Origin of the sequence: Muribaculum sp. (assembly GCF_029051885.1) — a bacterium.
Taxonomy (GTDB): domain Bacteria; phylum Bacteroidota; class Bacteroidia; order Bacteroidales; family Muribaculaceae; genus Muribaculum.
The window spans coordinates 1-18,293 of the sequence record NZ_JAIDKI010000026.1 but is presented as its reverse complement, the minus strand read 5'-3'; the positions used below and the strand labels follow the sequence as shown (position 1 = coordinate 18,293).

At 53.1% G+C, this 18,293-nt stretch carries 19 protein-coding genes; 9 read left to right on the top strand and 10 right to left on the bottom strand.

Going from position 1 to position 18,293, the window contains the following annotated elements; all coding sequences use genetic code 11:
* Positions 1-96: 96 nt before the first annotated feature.
* A complete protein-coding gene (locus K2I50_RS00980; RefSeq protein ID WP_301024385.1) occupies positions 97-573 on the bottom strand; it encodes an acyl-CoA thioesterase in 477 nt (158 codons plus the stop codon).
* Between the two features lie 97 nt (positions 574-670).
* On the opposite strand from K2I50_RS00980, the gene K2I50_RS00975 reads away from it, so the two are divergent.
* From K2I50_RS00975 to K2I50_RS00935, 9 genes are all read left to right on the top strand, one after another.
* A complete protein-coding gene (locus K2I50_RS00975; RefSeq protein WP_301024384.1) occupies positions 671-3,367 on the top strand; it encodes a DNA gyrase/topoisomerase IV subunit A in 2,697 nt (898 codons plus the stop codon).
* Between the two features lie 2 nt (positions 3,368-3,369).
* Entirely contained in the window at positions 3,370-4,212 is an 843-nt protein-coding gene (locus K2I50_RS00970; RefSeq protein ID WP_301024383.1) for a DUF3316 domain-containing protein, read from the top strand.
* Between the two features lie 5 nt (positions 4,213-4,217).
* Entirely contained in the window at positions 4,218-5,273 is a 1,056-nt protein-coding gene (locus K2I50_RS00965; protein WP_301024382.1) for a S41 family peptidase, read from the top strand.
* A gap of 57 nt (positions 5,274-5,330) precedes the next feature.
* The gene (locus K2I50_RS00960) at positions 5,331-6,194 is read left to right on the top strand and encodes a lysophospholipid acyltransferase family protein (protein ID WP_301024381.1); all 864 of its coding nucleotides are present in this window, start codon (positions 5,331-5,333) and stop codon (positions 6,192-6,194) included.
* Positions 6,191-7,453: a sigma-54 interaction domain-containing protein gene (locus K2I50_RS00955; protein ID WP_301024380.1), complete on the top strand. Its 1,263-nt coding sequence runs from the start codon at positions 6,191-6,193 to the stop codon at positions 7,451-7,453. The genes K2I50_RS00960 and K2I50_RS00955 overlap by 4 nt, the downstream gene beginning before the upstream one ends.
* The gene (lptE, locus tag K2I50_RS00950) at positions 7,450-8,034 is read left to right on the top strand and encodes an LptE family protein (RefSeq protein ID WP_301024379.1); all 585 of its coding nucleotides are present in this window, start codon (positions 7,450-7,452) and stop codon (positions 8,032-8,034) included. Before K2I50_RS00955 ends, lptE begins: the two co-directional genes overlap by 4 nt.
* Positions 8,035-8,050: 16 nt before the next feature.
* Positions 8,051-8,854, top strand: a complete 804-nt coding sequence (locus K2I50_RS00945; protein WP_301024378.1) for a hypothetical protein — start codon at positions 8,051-8,053, stop codon at positions 8,852-8,854.
* A gap of 9 nt (positions 8,855-8,863) precedes the next feature.
* The gene (gene secG / locus K2I50_RS00940; RefSeq protein ID WP_301024377.1) at positions 8,864-9,244 is read left to right on the top strand and encodes a preprotein translocase subunit SecG; all 381 of its coding nucleotides are present in this window, start codon (positions 8,864-8,866) and stop codon (positions 9,242-9,244) included.
* Between the two features lie 239 nt (positions 9,245-9,483).
* Positions 9,484-9,948 (top strand): Lrp/AsnC family transcriptional regulator, encoded by a 465-nt coding sequence (locus K2I50_RS00935; RefSeq protein WP_068961593.1) that lies wholly within the window; start codon positions 9,484-9,486, stop codon positions 9,946-9,948.
* A gap of 133 nt (positions 9,949-10,081) precedes the next feature.
* Here the strand turns inward: K2I50_RS00935 and K2I50_RS00930 are convergent, their stop codons facing one another.
* From K2I50_RS00930 to K2I50_RS00890, 9 genes are all read right to left on the bottom strand, one after another.
* Complete coding sequence (locus tag K2I50_RS00930) at positions 10,082-11,482, bottom strand: ATP-dependent DNA helicase (protein WP_301024376.1); 1,401 nt, start codon at positions 11,480-11,482, stop codon at positions 10,082-10,084.
* A gap of 47 nt (positions 11,483-11,529) precedes the next feature.
* On the bottom strand, positions 11,530-13,014 hold the full coding sequence (gene cysS / locus K2I50_RS00925) for a cysteine--tRNA ligase (protein WP_526022933.1): 1,485 nt from the start codon (positions 13,012-13,014) through the stop codon (positions 11,530-11,532).
* Between the two features lie 12 nt (positions 13,015-13,026).
* Positions 13,027-13,353 (bottom strand): DUF3467 domain-containing protein, encoded by a 327-nt coding sequence (locus K2I50_RS00920; RefSeq protein WP_301024375.1) that lies wholly within the window; start codon positions 13,351-13,353, stop codon positions 13,027-13,029.
* 41 nt (positions 13,354-13,394) lie between these two features.
* Positions 13,395-14,075: a NigD1/NigD2 family lipoprotein gene (locus K2I50_RS00915; RefSeq protein WP_301024374.1), complete on the bottom strand. Its 681-nt coding sequence runs from the start codon at positions 14,073-14,075 to the stop codon at positions 13,395-13,397.
* Positions 14,072-14,755: an ABC transporter ATP-binding protein gene (locus K2I50_RS00910; protein WP_301024373.1), complete on the bottom strand. Its 684-nt coding sequence runs from the start codon at positions 14,753-14,755 to the stop codon at positions 14,072-14,074. The genes K2I50_RS00915 and K2I50_RS00910 overlap by 4 nt, the downstream gene beginning before the upstream one ends.
* A gap of 30 nt (positions 14,756-14,785) precedes the next feature.
* Entirely contained in the window at positions 14,786-15,520 is a 735-nt protein-coding gene (locus K2I50_RS00905) for a tRNA threonylcarbamoyladenosine dehydratase (protein WP_301024372.1), read from the bottom strand.
* 19 nt (positions 15,521-15,539) lie between these two features.
* Positions 15,540-16,775 carry a C1 family peptidase gene (locus K2I50_RS00900; protein WP_301024371.1) on the bottom strand — a complete coding sequence of 412 codons (1,236 nt, stop codon included), beginning with the start codon at positions 16,773-16,775 and terminating at the stop codon, positions 15,540-15,542.
* 118 nt (positions 16,776-16,893) lie between these two features.
* The gene (locus K2I50_RS00895; RefSeq protein WP_301024370.1) at positions 16,894-17,595 is read right to left on the bottom strand and encodes a DUF4919 domain-containing protein; all 702 of its coding nucleotides are present in this window, start codon (positions 17,593-17,595) and stop codon (positions 16,894-16,896) included.
* 39 nt (positions 17,596-17,634) lie between these two features.
* Complete coding sequence (locus tag K2I50_RS00890) at positions 17,635-18,168, bottom strand: hypothetical protein (protein WP_301024369.1); 534 nt, start codon at positions 18,166-18,168, stop codon at positions 17,635-17,637.
* Positions 18,169-18,293: the final 125 nt, after the last annotated feature.

Sequence of the window (18,293 nt, the reverse complement as noted above, 5' to 3'; positions counted from 1 at the left end):
CTTCGTCACATGTCGAAAATCGTCTCAAGCTATACGACCCTGGCGGCAACATTTATTATTAAACAAGCTCTAAGATGGAACTGAAAGAGAAAACGGTCAGCGGTACTCACGGCCTTCAAATTCCGACACACGTTTTACCCATTCGGGATCGACAGGCACTGAATGCCCTGTAGCAGGGTCGATTGTCACCATTACCGTACGCCCGATACATTTCACATCACCGGTATCTATATCCACTATCCTCTGCTCCAGGCGGAAGCTCGATTCTCCGATATGGGTGATGGCTGTTACCACGCATATCTTCTCATCGATAGTGGTGGGAGCATAAAAGTCGCAGTTGACATTGGCTACTACAGTATTGATAGCGCGCCAGTCGAGCTGATCGCCCATCATCTCCTGAAAGTAACGCATCTTGCCAAGATCCATATAGGCAAAATACATCCCGTTGTTGACATGTCCGAGTAAATCTATATCGTTGAAACGTATCTGCAGTGGCAGCACAGTACGGAACGGCTGGGTCGGAGCCGGCACGCGCGGATTAAGCGGTGTAGGAAGTATTATTTCAGGTTTCATGGGCGCAAATTTAATAAATTTTACTAACTTTGTGGGAAGTAGGCTACTGCGAATACCAAATATTCCATCCGCCTGTCCCAATCATGACGAACACCATATGAGCGACGATATAACCACTCCCGACGACTTGAACGACCCCGATTTCGAAGATTCCCCACAGGAGCAAAGCGAAGAAAACAGCGTCCCGACGGGACGTGTCACCCTCGACACATCTGACGATGTAGTACGCCACCAGTTGCGCGGCATGTATCAGAGCTGGTTTCTTGAATACGCATCCTACGTAATCCTCGAACGTGCCGTGCCACATATCGACGACGGACTGAAACCCGTGCAGCGACGCATACTCCACTCAATGCATACCCTCGACGACGGGCGATTCAACAAAGTGGCCAACATCGTGGGCAACACAATGCAGTATCATCCCCACGGCGACGCATCAATCAACGATGCTCTCGTGCAGCTCGGACAGAAAGACCTCCTGGTGGAAACTCAGGGAAACTGGGGCAACGTGCTTACAGGAGCGTCGGCGGCCGCAGGGCGTTATATCGAGGCGCGACTGTCGCCATTTGCCCTTGAGGTACTGTACAATTCCAAGACAACCAACTGGACCGTAAGCTACGACGGACGCAAGCCGGAGCCTGTGACGCTTCCCGCGAAGTTCCCGCTGCTGCTCGTACAGGGCGTGGAGGGTATCGCCGTAGGTCTGTCCTCTAAGATACTTCCCCACAACTTCAACGAGATAATCGACGCCGCAGTGTCATATCTGCGCGACGAGCCGTTCACACTATACCCCGACTTCGTCACCGGTGGCTCGCTCGATGTGTCGAAATACAACGACGGCGAGAGGGGCGGCTCCGTAAAGATAAGGGCAAAAATCGAAAAAGTCGACAACAAGACTCTCGCCATAACCGAAATACCATTCGGTAAAACCACAGGCACAATATCCGACTCGATTATCAAGGCCGCCGAAAAAGGCAAGATAAAAGTAAGGAAAGTCGAGGACATGACCTCGGAAAACGCCTGCATACTCGTACACCTCCTCCCCGGCACCTCAAGCGACAAGGCAATCGACGCCCTGTATGCATTTACCGACTGCGAGCTGAGCGTATCGCCCAACTGCTGCGTAATATCCGGCAACAAGCCTCACTTCCTCGGCGTCAGCGATGTGCTGCGCCACAGCGTCGACACCACACGCGAGCTGTTGCGCCGCGAGCTGGAGATACAGCGCGGCGAACTGATGGAGTCGCTCCACTTCGCATCGCTCGAGCGCATATTCATCGAAGAGCGCATATACAAGGACAAGCAGTTTGAGGAGGGAAAAGACATGGATTCGGTGCTTGCCCATATCGACAAGCGCCTCGAGCCGTTCAAGAAAGACCTCTGGCGCGAAGTCACACGCGACGATCTCCTGCGCCTTATGGAAATAAAAATGAAGCGCATACTACGCTTCAACTCCGACGAGGCCGACCGCCTCATCGCCAACTACCGCGACCGTGTGGCCGACATCGACCTCAAGCTCGCCAACATCATTCAGCATACCATCGACTGGTATCTCCACCTGAAGGAGAAATATGGCGACGCATACCCGCGCCACACCGTGCTCCGCAGTTTCGACAGTATTGAGGCCGCTACCGTAGCCGAGGCCAACGAGCGACTGTACATCAACCGCGAGGAGGGATTCATCGGCACATCTCTAAAAAAAGACGAGTATGTGTGCCAGTGCTCCGATATCGACGACATCATAATATTCTACAAGGACGGAAAATACAAAGTCGTCAAGGTGCAGGACAAAATGTTTGTCGGCAAGGGTGTGCTGTATGTCAACGTATTCAAGCGCAACGACCTGCGCACCATCTACAATGTCATCTACCAGAACGGTAAAGGCGGCACATACTACATGAAGCGCTTCGCCGTGACAGGAGTTTCCCGCGACAAGGAGTACAGCCTCACCCAGGGCTTGCCGGGCTCGAAGGTGGCATGGTTCTCGGCCAATCCCAACGGAGAGGCCGAGGTGGTGAAGGTGACACTCAAGCCCAAACTGCGCCTTAAGACACTTCAGTTTGACATCGACTTCAGCCAGCTCGCCATAAAAGGCAAGCAGAGCCAGGGCAATATGGTCACCAAGAACGAAGTGCACCGCTTTACCCTCAAAGAGAAAGGAGCATCCACCCTCGGAGGTCGCCAGGTATGGTTTGACCCGGATGTGCTGCGCCTCAACTACGACAAGCGAGGCATATATCTGGGCGAATTCAACGGCACCGACCAAGTGCTCGTAATACTTAAGTCGGGAGAATATTATCTGTCAAGTTTCGATGCCGGAAACCATTATGAGGATGGCATATTGCGAATCGAGAAGTTCCGTCCGGGCCATGTCTGGACCGCCGTAATCGACGACGCCGACCAGGGATATCCATACCTCAAGCGGTTCACATTCGAGCCGGCCTCAAAGCGTACCAGATTCATAGGAGAGAACGAAAAGAGCAGCCTCATACTCCTCAGCGACGCCGCCGGATGCCGCATAAAGGTCATATTCGGAGGCTCCGACGCATATCGCGAGCCGCTGGAAGTCGACGCCATGGATTTCATAGCCGTAAAAAGCCTCAAAGCCCGCGGAAAGCGACTTACCACCTACACCGTCGACAAGGTGGAAGAGCTTGAGCCGCGCGAGGTGGAGGATGTGGAGGAAGATGATACCGAAGCAATACTCCCTGATGAGGAGCCGGCAACAGAAAGCGAGGAGAGATCCGACGACGAGGTACGCGACGAAATCAACGGCCAGCAGCGTATATTCTGACAATGAAAAAGTTTATCGCCATTATCTGGGGCCTGTGGGCAACAATGGCCTGTGCGGCACAGCCCGACAGCATAGTACGCCCGGTCAACTCCCACTTCACCTACGATATCGGTTCTTCTCTAATAGCCAACACCTACCTCACCCCTTTGAAATATACAGGCTGGAGCATGCGGCTCGGCTACGACCGCACTCAGGCCATGAAGTTTCATCCGGAGCAGCTGGTACAGCGCATCACAGCCGGACTCGACATCGACCGCACCCTCAATCCCGCCGGCAATGCAAGAATGTGGCGACTGGCAGGCGACTTTGACTACGGAATCACATACCGCACGCGCCTACCCTATGATATCACCGTGGCGGGAGGGTTGTCGACCGGCATAGACCTTGGAGTCATATACAATACCCGCAACGGCAACAACCCCGTAGCCGTAGAGGCCGCATGGACAATCAATATAACCGGAGCGCTGATGTGGCACCACACTCTACTGGGCAAAAAGCTGCTGCTCACCTACCGCCCTACAATACCCCTGACAGGTGTATTCTTCTCTCCCGACTACGGCGAACTCTTCTACGAAATATCGCTTGGCAATCATAGCGGACTCGCCCACTGCGCATGGTGGGGAAATTATTTCCGTATGGAGAACCTCCTTACAGCCGACATATCTTTCGGAGCCACACAACTACGCCTTGGCTTCCGCAACAATATCCTGTCGACACGCGTCAATAACATTACCACCCGCGTGGTCACATGTGCCGCGGTAATCGGCGTGGGTGGCACATGGATATCGGTAAATCCATACAAAGGTATCAGTGCCGACGCGCGTATCATATCAGCAACCTATTGATTCATATGAATATATCTATTCCCGATATTATATCCCGGCTGATGCTGTTGGCGGTTGCCACCGCTACCGCACTGATGTCGACGGGATGCCATCCGCTTGAAGAATGGGACAATAATCCGCAAGGCAATTTCGAAGCCCTGTGGACCATCCTCGACGAGCACTACTGCTTCTTTGCGGAGAAGGAAGTCGACTGGCGGGAGATTCACGACGAATATGCCGCCAAGATAAGCAACCGCATGACATCCAAGGAGCTTTTCTTCGTATGCGCCGACATGCTCAACGAGCTTCGCGACGGCCACACCAATCTTTCGGCCTCGTTCAACACCTCCTATTACCGCAAGTGGTGGAGCGACTATCCACAAAACTACTCCGAACGACTCGTCGAGCAGTATTACCTCAACTTCAATTTTCTCACCGCCTCCGGACTTGACTATGCCGTGCTGCCTCAGAACATAGGCTACATACGCTACAGTTCATTCAGCACATCCATCGGAGAGGGAAATCTCGACGAAGTGCTCATGTACCTCAACACATGCGACGGTCTCATCATAGACATCCGCGACAACGGCGGAGGCGCCATGACAAATGTCGAGACACTGGTGAGGCGCTTCATCACATCGCGCACACTCGCCGGATACATATCCCATAAGACAGGCCCGGGCCACAACGACTTCTCAGAGCCCTACGCCTACTACTTCGACCCCGCCGAGCACGGACGCGTAATGTGGGGCAAGCCCACAGTCGTGCTCACATCACGGGGAACATTCTCGGCGGCCAACAATTTCGTGTCGATTATGAAATACATTCCCGGAGTAACTATAGCAGGGTCCCGCACAGGAGGCGGCTCCGGAATGCCATTCAATTCCGAACTGCCCAACGGATGGAGCGTGCGCTTCTCGGCATGCTCAGTGCTCGACTGCTACGGCCAGACCACCGAATTCGGCATAGACCCCACCCCGGGCTGCGAGGTCGACCTCGACCCTCAGCAGGCACTCCTCGGCCACGACACCATCCTCGATTTCGCCATCGCACGCCTAACCTCCTCCTGCTCCCAAGAGTAGCACATTTATCGGGGATATTTGTTATCTTTGCATCCTATAATGTATTGATTTCTTCGTATGTCAACTAATATAGACGATAAGAAGGTCGAGACTCCCATCAAGCGCACGGTGCTCGACTACGACGATATTGTGGCCATGGTACCCAAAGCGGCCGGCCACCGCAAACTAATCAATCGCCTGCTACACTGGCTGTCGGTCGACAAAGTCAATGATGTACACGACCGATATTGCGACAATCCGGGTCCGGAATTCTCGCGCAACCTTCTGAAAGACTTCGATATCAACCTCAGGGTCGACGGCCGCGATGTGCTCGACAGCCTCCCTGAAGGTGCGTTCATTACCGTAAGCAACCACCCCTTCGGAGCGCTCGACGGCATATCACTGATAGCACTGATGGGCACCCTGCGTCCCGACTTCAAGGTGATGGTCAATATGGTGCTCAACCGTATATCGGCCATGCGCCCCAACTTTATTGCTGTCGACGCCCTTGCCAGCGACGATCCCGCCAAGCAGGCTGTCAGCAAAAAGGGCATCATGGAGGCCATACGCCAGGTACGTTCGGGCCATCCGCTCGGATTCTTCCCCGCAGGCGCCGTAAGCAAAATCAACAGCAGCCTCCATATCGAGGACCGCGAATGGCAGCCTACCATCATCAGGCTCATACGACAGATGGGCGTACCCGTAGTGCCTATATATTTCCATGGCCACAACAGTGCGTTTTTCAATATCCTCGGTGTGATAAGCTGGCAGCTGCGCACACTGCGTCTGCCTACTGAAGTATGGCGCAAGTGCCACTCTACCATCCATATCTCGGTAGGCGACATCATCCCGCCTGAAAAAATCAAGGAATTCGGCGACAATGACAAAGCCCTCGGCGACTTCCTTAAAGCAACTACTTACGAACTCCGCAACAGAAAATGACCGCGATTTCCGACATATCGGCCCAGGTGCAACAGGCCAAGGCCCGATGGGGCATCATTGGCAATGCTCCGGCCCTGATTGCAGCCATACAGCGAGCTTTGAAGGTGGCCCCAATCGACCTGTCGGTACTCGTGACAGGCGAAAGCGGCTCCGGCAAGGAGTTCTTCCCCCAGATTATCCATGCCGGCTCGCCTCGCAAACACGCCAAGTACATAGCTGTCAACTGTGGAGCGATACCTGAAGGCACTATCGACTCCGAACTGTTCGGACATGAGAAAGGCGCATTCACCGGCGCCGTATCCTCACGCAAAGGATACTTCGAGGAGGCTGACGGCGGCACGATATTCCTCGATGAGGTTGCCGAGCTTCCGCTCACAACCCAGGCCCGACTGCTCCGAGTACTCGAAAGCGGCGAATTCATCAAGGTAGGCTCTTCGACCGTACAGAAGACCAACATACGCATCGTGGCCGCAACCAACGTCGACATGGCCCGGGCTGTAGAGGAAGGACGATTTCGCGAGGACCTCTACTACCGTCTGTCGACAATACGCATCGAAGTGCCGCCGCTGCGCGACAGAGGGAGCGACGTGACTCTCCTCGCCCGCAAATTCGCGATAGATTTTGCCGAGCGCTACCGCACCCCGGCAGTGACATTCAGCGAAGATGCCTCACGCATGCTCATGCGCTACCCGTGGCCAGGCAACGTACGTCAGCTCAAAAACGTAATCGAACAGATAGCCCTCTTCGATGCCGGAGCAACAATATCAGGCGATGGAATAGCGGAATATCTGCCCGCTCACGGAGTGACAGCCCCCGCCACAATCGACCGCACAGCCTCTGCCGACTCTGGGATGCACTCGTATGCCACCGAACGCGAACTGCTGTTCAACATGATATTCAGCATGCGCGGCGAAATTGACGAACTGCGCGCGGCCATCAACGACCTGCGTACCGGCATACGCCACCACTCGACATTCCCTGAAGCGCCGACACTGGCACGTGTCAACACGCCTCAGTCGCTTGTACGATACACCCCGGCCCACGACCTCTTCAGCCACAGCGAGACAATCGAAGAAGCCCCCCGGGTGTCAGCCGAGACCATCGCAGGCTCTTCGCCCAGGACTCTCGAGGACACCGAACGCGAGACAATAAGAATAGCGCTCGAGCACAACGAGGGACGACGCAAGGCCACCGCCCGCGAGCTCAACATATCGGAGCGCACTCTATACCGTAAAATCAAGGATTACGGCCTTGAATGATACCTCACAATCCCACCCACTCCATCAATCAGACTATGCCCAACGGATTATTCAGAAAGATAGCAAGCCGCATATCCGCCAACCGCTGTATCGCCATAATCATGGCCGCCATAATTGTGACAGGATGTACGATAAGCTACAAATTCAACGGAAGCGCTATCGACTACAACGTATACAAGACCATCCATATCGGACAATTCCCGATACGCGCCGCACTGGTATACCCTCCTTTGCAGCAGACATTTGAGAACGCACTGCTCGACTATGTGGCACGCAACACACGCCTGCAGGTAAACGACGGCATGAGCGACCTCAATCTCGAAGGCGAAATCACCGGATACTCCCTGTCGCCGCAGGCTGTCACAGAAAATGCGATTGCCTCCAAGACAAGGCTTACAATCACTGTAAGAATCCGGTATACCGACTCGAAAAATGACAAGAACAACGTTGACCAGTCGTTTTCGGCCTATCAGGACTTCGATTCCAACGAGATGCTGACCGACGTGCAGGAACAGCTCTGCCAGGAAATTACCGACCAGCTTATCGACCTGATATTCAACGCCACTCTCGGCAATTGGTAAAAAATTATCCCACAATATGGCATCCTCACCTCTTGAGCATCTCACAGAACTGATGCGCGACCCCTCGCTGCCGGTGAGCGTGGAATGGGTCGACGAAATGGCCCGGCTGTATCCCTACATGACCCTACCCGCCAAGCTGCTTCTCGAACGCGCTGGCGACACCCTCGACGAGCCTACCCGACGGCGTGTGATGCAACAGATGGCTCTCAACAGCTCATCCCACGAAATGCTGTACCGCATAGCCAATCCCGAAAACGCATCCGACGCCGGCTTTTATCCCCCCGAACAACAGCCTGAGGCGCTCGATACCGACAGCGCCATCGAGACATTCATGTCACACTACGGACGTCCCGACCCACAGGAGAGCGCATTGCTCGAGCGGCTTATATTCAACCCCGTACCGGATTACGCCCTCACTCTCGCCGACGAAGAGGAGCGCAGTCTGCCTACCGACGAGGAGGCCTACGGCGACTCCCCCGACTCACTTATCAACGCATTTATCCTAAAGAGCCGCCGCGATGGAGGCCACTTCCCGTCAAGCACCGAATGCAATGATGCGGCAGCCGATTCATCAATGGCTAAAAAAGCCGAACAGCCGCGCGATGCCGAGCCACTGCGTTCGCCTAACAATGCATCCGAACAGGGGCTGCTGAGTGAGAGTCTGGCTAAATTTTTCATAAAACAGCGACGATATGCCAAGGCATATGAAATTATAAGCAATTTAAGTTTGAAATTTCCGGAAAAAAGTCGTTACTTTGCAGACCAATTGCGTTTCTTACAGAAACTTATCATAAACGAGCAATTTCAGAAACAAAAATAAACCAATAAAATGTACGTAGTCGTAATAACTCTTACCGTCATAGTTGCCCTTCTGATGATTGGAGTAGTCCTCATCCAGAAGTCTAAAGGCGGTGGCCTCTCCTCTCAGTTCGGCGGTGCCAACCAGGTGATGGGCGTTCGCCGCACAAATGATTTCATCGAGAAGACAACATGGTATCTTGCCGCTGCAATGGCCATCCTCTGTATCCTCGGTGTATTCTTTATGCCCCGCAACCTCATCCAGAGCGCATCGCGCATTACTCCCCAGGCCGTAGAGCAGACACAGCCCGCTGACTTCAACACACAGCTCCCTGTTGCCGCTCCCGCAACCGAAACTCCGGCTGAAACTCCGGCTCCCGAGGCAACTCCCGAGACTCCCGCAGCTGAATAATCATCCGATTCCGACATCATAAAACGCCATACAAACGCTTGTATGGCGTTTTTTATTATCCGTCGCGACATAGCACATTACAAGCATATCGAAGAAATCAATATCAATATGCTTGTCATGTTAAAACTTTTGCCTATATTTGCCAAAATAATAAGCCTAAATGTAATAAATCTCGCCTCGCTCCAATATTTTTTCATCAGGCCATTTGTACGTAATCCCTAAGCGAAAGCATACACATTATGGAGAAAATCGATAATCTTGACCGCAAGATTCTTGAAATAGTGATGCGCAATGCACGCATCCCCTCGAAAGATGTAGCGGTAGAATGCGGAGTATCACGTGCCGCCATACATCAGCGCATACAGCGCATGATTGACCTGAAGGTAATAACCGGCTCGGGATACCACGTTGACCCCCACGTACTCGGTTATACCACTTGCACATACATAGGTGTAAACCTTGAGCGCGGCGCCATGTACCGCGACGTCGTACCCGAACTGGAGAAAATACCCGAAATCGTAGAATGCCATTTCACTACGGGCCCCTACACCATGCTTATAAAGCTGTACGCACGCGACAACGAACACCTGATGGAGCTACTCAACGACAAGATACAGACCATCCACGGAGTGCTCGGCACAGAGACTCTGATTTCGCTTGACAACTCAATCGACCGTGAAATCCACGTCGACTACGAATCGTAAACTATCATCACAGGATATACATAATTTACATCGCGCATAAATCGAATCAGGCCGCAGCAACATCGACTGTTACTGCGGCCTGATTATCTGTTTTCAGAGAGAATCAAACCATTACAAGACAAGATATGTATGGCTACTTGATTTCGACTGTCGGGTTGAAGAGATACAGGCGTCGGGTAGCACGGGTGACTCCGGTATAAAGCCACCGGTAAAAGTCCATACCCATGGCTTCGGGCGGGATGTAGCCCAAATCGACATAGACATCCGACCATTGTCCGCCCTGTGCCTTGTGGCATGTGACTGCATATCCGTATTTCACCTGCAAGGCATTGAAATACTCGCTCTTGGTGGCACGCACAATACGCTGCGACTCCGTTTCTTTCTCCGGAGCGCCCTCCGTATCCGACATTATGGCCTCAAAAAGCTCGCGCATAGCCTGCGATGACACCGACGCATCCTCGCTCATAAGAGTATCAAGCATAATCTTGCACTCCACAGCTACATCGCGGTCGGGCAAACGCAGACACACATCGGCAAAACGGCGCCCATAGCGTGTCTCCGTACCGTATACCTTCTCGACTACAGCCATATCGCCGTTGGCGATAAAGTCAAGCCCTTTGATATCCTTGGTCCAGAAATAATTGTTTTTACCTACCAGCAATATATCGTCGACACGCAGTTCCTCCTCATAGTAAAGTACCGAAGAGCGCACGGCCATGTTAAATTCTGTGGCACGCCGGTTGGAGCGTGTTATCAGTATCGTGTCGAGCACCCCATGTTCGGCATAGCTATGGGTGAGCATCTCCTCAAGGTCATAGGCCTCGACAACCTCGACGTCGGGAAACGGGCTGACAAATAGCCGCGGCACCGGGAGCTGTGGCTGTCGCATGGCCTTGCGGAGCCATGTGGCATTGTACAGGATGCCGGAATCACGGGCCTGGCGTACCGTAGCGGTAAGCACCACCCTGGTAACACGCAGTCCCATGTCGTGGAGCACCTTGGCACTCATGGCAGGACTCTCGTCACACCCGACAGGCGGAAGCTGTGCGGTATCACCCAGCAGTATCAGCCGGCAGTTGACCCCGGAATATACATAATGTACCAAATCCTCGAGCAGGTTGGTGCCGGTGGGCGAATCGCCGCCAATCATTGAAGCCTCGTCGACGATAAACACTGTGTTGTGGGCTCTGTTTTCGGCCACACGCACAGTACGGCTCTGCGTTATGCCGTTGCCACCCACATTATAGATGCGGCGATGTATTGTATAGGCCTGGTGACCTGCGAACGCGCTGAACACTTTGGCCGCGCGTCCGGTAGGAGCCATCAGCACAGTGCCTATGCCCACTCCGTTGAGAGCGCGCACAAGCGCGGCACACAGCGATGTCTTGCCCGTTCCGGCATAGCCGTTGAGCAGAAACACCGAGTCGGACGGTGTGGCACGCGAACAGTAGCGGGCAAGCGCCGCTATAAGCTCTATCTGCTGAGAGGTAGGCTCATACGGCACTTGCTCAAGTACGAGTTGCGCAAAGTCCATTACATCCATCGCGGCAATCCTGGTAGTTTAAAGATTATACCGACGCCTTATTTAAGGCTCCACTCGGCACCTTGCTTTGTATCCTTGATATCGAAACCGGCCTGCGATAGGCGGTCGCGTATAAGGTCGGAGGTAGCCCAGTCTTTGGCAGCCTTGGCCTGAGCGCGCACTTCGAGAAGGAGGTCGACCGCCTGCTCGAAAGGCTTCATGGCATCGGGCTGCGAAGCACCTTCCACCATCTCTGTACGTATGCCGAGAATATCTACGAGGAATATGTGGAACACATCCTTCAGCTCGTCGATATCCGACGCACTAAGAGTGACGGCGCCATCCTTTGCCTGATTGATGATACGGCATGCGTCAAACAGGGTAGCAATGACAATCGGTGTATTCAGGTCGTCGTTGAGCGCGTCGTAGCAACGGGCGCGTAGACCTGACACATCGGCAGTCGACGCGTCGGCGGGCTTCAGTTCCTGCAGACGACGGTATCCGTCGAGCATACGGTTGAGCGCCTTTTCAGAAGCCTGGAGAGCGGCGTTTGAAAAGTCGAGAGTGCCGCGGTAATGGGCCTGGAGGATGAAGAAACGGATTGTCATCGGCGAATATGCCTGCTCGAGAGCCGGGTGTGTACCGTTGAAAAACTCGTCGAGCGTGATAAAGTTGCCGAGCGACTTGCCCATCTTCTGTCCGTTGATGGTCACCATGTTGTTGTGCATCCAGTAGTTGACCGTCTCATGGCCGTTATGGGCCACCGACTGGGCAATCTCACATTCATGATGGGGGAACATGAGGTCCATGCCGCCGCCATGTATGTCGAATGTCTCGCCAAGATACTTCTGCCCCATGGTAGAGCACTCGAGATGCCATCCCGGGAATCCCTCGCTCCAGGGCGACGGCCAGTGCATGATATGCTCAGGCGCAGCCTTTTTCCAGAGCGCGAAGTCGGCCGGATTGCGCTTCTCCTGCTGCCCGTCGAGCGCACGGGTCGTGGCCAGCAGCTCATCGATATTGCGTCCGGAAAGTTTGCCGTAATGGAAATCACGGTTGTACTTCGGCACGTCGAAATATACGGAGCCGTCGCTTACGTAAGCGTATCCGCTGTCGAGGATTTTCTTCACATACTCGATTTGCTCGATAATGTGGCCCGAAGCATGAGGCTCGATACTCGGGGGGAGCACATTCAGCGCCTCCATCGCTTTATGATAGCGGTTGAGATAGTGCTGCACCACCTCCATCGGCTCGAGCTGCTCAAGACGCGCCTTCTTGGCGATTTTATCCTCGCCCTCGTCGGCATCATGCTCAAGATGGCCGACATCGGTAATATTGCGCACATAGCGCACCTTGTAGCCGAGATGGGTAAGGTAGCGGTAGAGTATGTCGAATGTGATGGCCGGACGCGCATGGCCGAGATGTCCGTCGCCATACACTGTAGGGCCACACACATACATGCCCACTCTCCCCTCGTGTATAGGCTTGAAGAGCTGCTTTGTACGGTTCAGGCTATTGTAGATGAGCAGATCCTGCTGTATCATCGGAAAAATCGATTAGGCTTTGAACGGGTTGGGGATATTGTTGCCGTCGGCAGGAGTTCCGCCATTTACCGGACGACGCTGCTCGATGACGCCAAATGTATTCTCGAAGCGCTCGATATTGTCGCGAAGGGCAAAGAAGAGATTCTTGGCATTCTCCGGAGTCATGATAATGCGTGACTGTACGCGTGCCTGCGGGGGATTGGGAATCATGTTGATGAAGTCCATTACAAATTCGTTGGGCGAATGGGCTATCATGGCCAGGTTGGAATAGTGGCCGTGGGCTACTTCGGGGGTGAGCTCAATCTTTATCTCGTTCTGAGGTTTCTGTTTGTTGTCCATTTTTAATATGATTTTAAATGTTTGTATTATAGGGATTAAAATTATTCTGTCTTTTTAGGAAACACATATGTGTCGGCCGGGAGATTGGAGTCATTGACATGGATTCTCAGCCCGAGGCATCCGGGCTGTCGCCATACTTTCGATATGTCAAACGACGCATAGCTCTCGCGCAGATATCCCGGCGGCGCTCCGTCGAGATTGTGGAGTATGTAAGCCTCCGGCCACGGATTGTCGAGAGTGAGAGAGTCGACTACCAGACCGAAGTAACGCGGCTTGTCGGAATATTCGGCACGCATACGCAGGTTGATATATTCGCCGGTACGCCATAGCGCGTTGAGAAATATGGCATCGTGGTCCCACTCATACCTTTCTATCGGCCTTATTATTGCCGTATCGCAATTTATTGCACCGAGCGAGCGTATCTCTACCCGACCCGACGCATACGGGTCGCCCGACTCCGGATAGTAGTAAAGGAGTGCACGTGTACCCACACGCTTTTTATCGACAGTGCGGTCGGGGGCGGTAAGTGTAATCAACGGCGAATCATCGTAACGCTGAAACGAGAATACAGTGCCGGCGCCCTCATCAGTCGATTCGATTGTCACTATCGAGCTATAGAAGATACGGTCGTTGTAACCCTCGTCGGACGAACATGATGCCATAGCCCCCGACATAATCATGGCGGAGATGCATAGCCTTATATTTCCGAAAGTACATTTCATACCGTAGTGTCATTGATGCGTTGCTCGATATTCTGTATGCGGCCGTCCGACATATACACGATACGGTCGCAGGTAGAGGCCAGATATTCGTCGTGGGTGACAATCACGAATGTCTGTCCCATGTCGCGGCGAAGCTGGAAAAACAGGCGGTGCAACTCGTCGCGGTTGCGGGAATCCAGACTGCCGGAAGGCTCGTCGGCAAGCACTACCGCCGGACTGTTGACAAGCGCACGGGCCACTGCCGCCCTCTGGCATTCGCCACCCGACAGGGCCGATGGCTTGTGGTTGCGCCGGTCGTATAGCCCGAGGTATTTTATCAGTTCGGCGGCTCGCTCCATAGCCTTATGATGCGACATCCCTGCTATCATGGCCGGGATAGCCACATTCTCCTGCATGGTAAACTCAGGCAAAAGCTGATGGAACTGAAACACAAAGCCGATACTGCGGCAACGGAAGGCCGCCAGCCGTGACTCCTTCATACACACCACATCCTCGCCATCAAAAAACACACTGCCCGAGTCAGGGCGCTCAAGAGTGCCCACTATCTGCAAAAGCGTGGTCTTTCCGGCGCCGCTCGGGCCTACCACCGACAGCACCTCGCCCCGGTTTATATCGAGCGAAATGCCGTGGAGCACTTTGAGCGAGCCGTAGCTCTTTGATATGTCGCGTATTGATATCACGTCACTTATCGGTAATATTATGGTACTTCCCTATGCCTTAACAGGACAGCCCGACAGACGCCCTACGGCATACGCTCCGAGCATAAGCCCGAACTGTGCCGGAATCCAGGACACTGTGCCGAACGACGACCGCTTGAATGCAATCTCGTCGGTAAGCACAAGCGAGGCCTTGCGCGGCTGCTCTGTAGAGAATACGACCTTGAGACCCTTGCTTATGCCTGAACGCCGGAGCCGATGGCGCACTTCGCGGGCCAGACCGTCGTGGACTGTCTCAGAAATGTCGGCATAACGCACCTTCTGCGGGTCGGTGCGACCTCCGGCACCCATCGACGATACAATCTTCACCTTACGGCGCAGACATGTCTCGATAAGAGCCACCTTCGGCGCGATTGAGTCGATTGCGTCAATGACGAAATCGGGCCTCACTCTATCAAGCATCGCAGCCACATCGTCGGGAGCGATAAAGCCGCAACATGCCTCGACGCGGCACTCCGGATTGATATCCAGTATGCGGCGTCGCATGACCTCGACTTTCGGCTCTCCCAGTGTTGAAACAAGCGCGGGGAGCTGACGGTTCAGGTTGCTCGGAGCCACAGTGTCACCGTCGACTATCGTGATTGCTCCGACACCGGAACGTGCCACGACTTCTGCCGCATACGCGCCCACGCCGCCTACACCAACCACCAGCACATGAGCGTCGGCGAGAAGGCCTACGGCATCACTGCCAAGCAGAAGGGCTGTGCGGGAAAGGGCTTCGGCATCCATATGGCAAGGGGGTTAGGTATCAGTTTTTAAACTTAGATGCTATCTTAGCAGGCACGGCATCCTTGTGGACCATTATATCCATGGTCTTGGCCAGGAAGAAAGGCACGCTCACATACATGAATCCGTCGTACAGCTGGTTGGTATCCCAGGAGTTCTGTATCTTGTAGTATTTGTTGCCCTTCTGGTCCTTTGCTATACCCATGATTACCATACCATGGTCGTCGGTGGTCTCCTTGCGGTCGAACATCTCCTGACGCATCTCCTGGGTAACGGTTATTTCCTCAACCGGGCCCTTGATGTTGTAGCGTTCGTCGGCACGATCCTTGTCGGAGAGCTGTACCCAGCGCGACAGTTCGGTGCCTGACAAATCCTTGGCGCCCTTTTCCACAGGAATCACGGCATAGCCCTGACGCCACTTGAATCCGCCCTCGCTTACGTCGGCACCCCATGCCACGGGATAGCCGTGTTCGATAGCATTGTCGACGATGGCCTGAAGCTCATCGAGAGGCACATTCTGCATGGTGCCCCACAGCCAGTTGTCGGCCACCTCAAGAGCAAAAGGCTCATAGAAAGGATGGTGGGTGAATGAAGCCACCTCAATGTAATCATCAGTATCGATACCGAGCGACTCGGCAAATGTCATGGGAGTGTAGGTCTTACCCTTGTATTCAAACGTTTCGGGCAGGGGACCGAAATAACTGTCGAGAATCGCCTCAAATCCCTTTTCCCAAGCGGTAGACAGGCGCTTGCTGCCAGATGACAGCACTGCGTCGAGATATGATTTCAGCACTTTTGACAGCTCTGCATGAGCATGCTTTTCCTCGCCATAGTTAAGTCCGGGATAGGCCTCCTCGGGCATAGCGCCGTATCGGGCCATCACATAGGGCACATCGTGGGCGGCACCACCTTGGGCGAAATTAATCTGACCGTCCATGCGCACATACTTGCGGGCCTTGTCGAGATAGCACATACGTACGACAAACATCTCGCTGAGGTCAAGCTCGTCGCCGCCCTTGCGCATAATCTCATCCTCAAAAAATGTATTGGTAGAGAAGCACCAGCATGTACCCGACTGATTCTGGTCGCGCACGGGGGTAGTCTTCACCAGCTTGATGTCCTTGAATTTGAATCCGGTGCTGTCGGGCACCACAACTTTGTCGTCGCCGGCGGCAGCAAGAGCCATGGCCGAGCCATCCCACGCCGAGACGTTCAATGCCATGGCCGAGGCCATGACGCATGCAAGTATATGTTTCATCGATAATGATTGTATTGTTTGATATACAAATTTACAAAATTACACCGACACAGCAAAAGGGGAGCGAAATCGCGCCGTAACCATAATGACGACATGGTGGTTACGGCCTCTCGCCACATTATTGCTCCGGGAATTTACGGTTGTACTCCTCAAGAAGATACCGCACATCGAAATAGAATCCTTTGGGATCCTTCTTGTCGGCATCCTTTATGGTGATATAATCGTAGTAGGGAGGACGGTCCTCCTGCGCATCAACCACATGGTTCTGGAAATTGATAAGATTGTACTCATGCATCGGATTTATCACAATCCATGCGTTCTCCTCATCAAGACCGGTGCCGGTCGACACAATAGCCTCCAGCAGGTGGTTGAGCTTGTATTGCCATATTTTGGCGAGGTTATATTTTTTCTTTTCCTGATAAGCGTAGATAAGAAACGACATCTGCCGCAAATCAAACGGGTCATCTTTCAGCGACAGCTCGGCATAGTGGATTATGGTATCGGCCTCGGCTGCCGTATGCTTGTCGCGCATGTACAATTCTTCCGCCTTCTGGCTGTAGCGGCTGCGACGGTAGGGATTGTAATCTTCCTGGAATACATAGCCGAGATACAGATGCCGGAACTGGTCGAGCGACATCGTAGTGTCGCGCGTGGCAAACTGTTTCATCAGCCTGGGATAGTAATACTTCGACTTGGGGTCACTGACATCGCGGCGTATCTGCTCCATATCGGGCTTTACGGGTTTTACCTTCTCAGCCACAGCAGAAAAAGATATCATGACAGCAAAAAGTACAATGGATATATGAATCAGACGTTTCATAATATTCGGTTTTAATAAGAACGGGCACATCAGTCCGACCTACATGTATTGTATGGTACTTACCGGATGCTGCTCGATAATCCATAGCATTACTGCTATACCGATAACCGATACTGTAACCACAGCCGGCAATCCCTTGGCACAAAGATACTGAAAAAATCGGGCTGAAGGAAATCCGATAGGTCTTCCTGCGGGGGTACGCGAGTAGACATATCCGCCGGCAATCACACCTATAGCCGCTCCGCCGACCATCCACAGATAGGAGAATCCTGTCATGCCGACCATCATGCCCACTATGGCTCCGACTCCAATATAAGTCATGCCGTTGATGCACCTGGAGAGCTGACGCGGCTGCAACATATCTGTTATCAGAACTATCGCCACAGCTATACCCCACGATGTAATCAGCCAGTCAGTAGGATGAATGGCATGCGCCCATTTCATAAACCACATTGATGCATAAGCAGTTACTGCGGCCGGAAAGTAGGGACGTATGAGCAGATACAACGATACGGCCATAAAAACAATGCCGATTACAAGCCATGGGACTATGATATCATTTGCAGTTTCCATATAAGCTATGAGTTCTTTTATAGTTAAAAAACGAGAGCAGCCATTTATTTGTTGTCTGCACCCACTCGTTATAAGTAAGTCGTAAAAATTATTTCGTATATGAATACTTTTAAAACTTTATATTT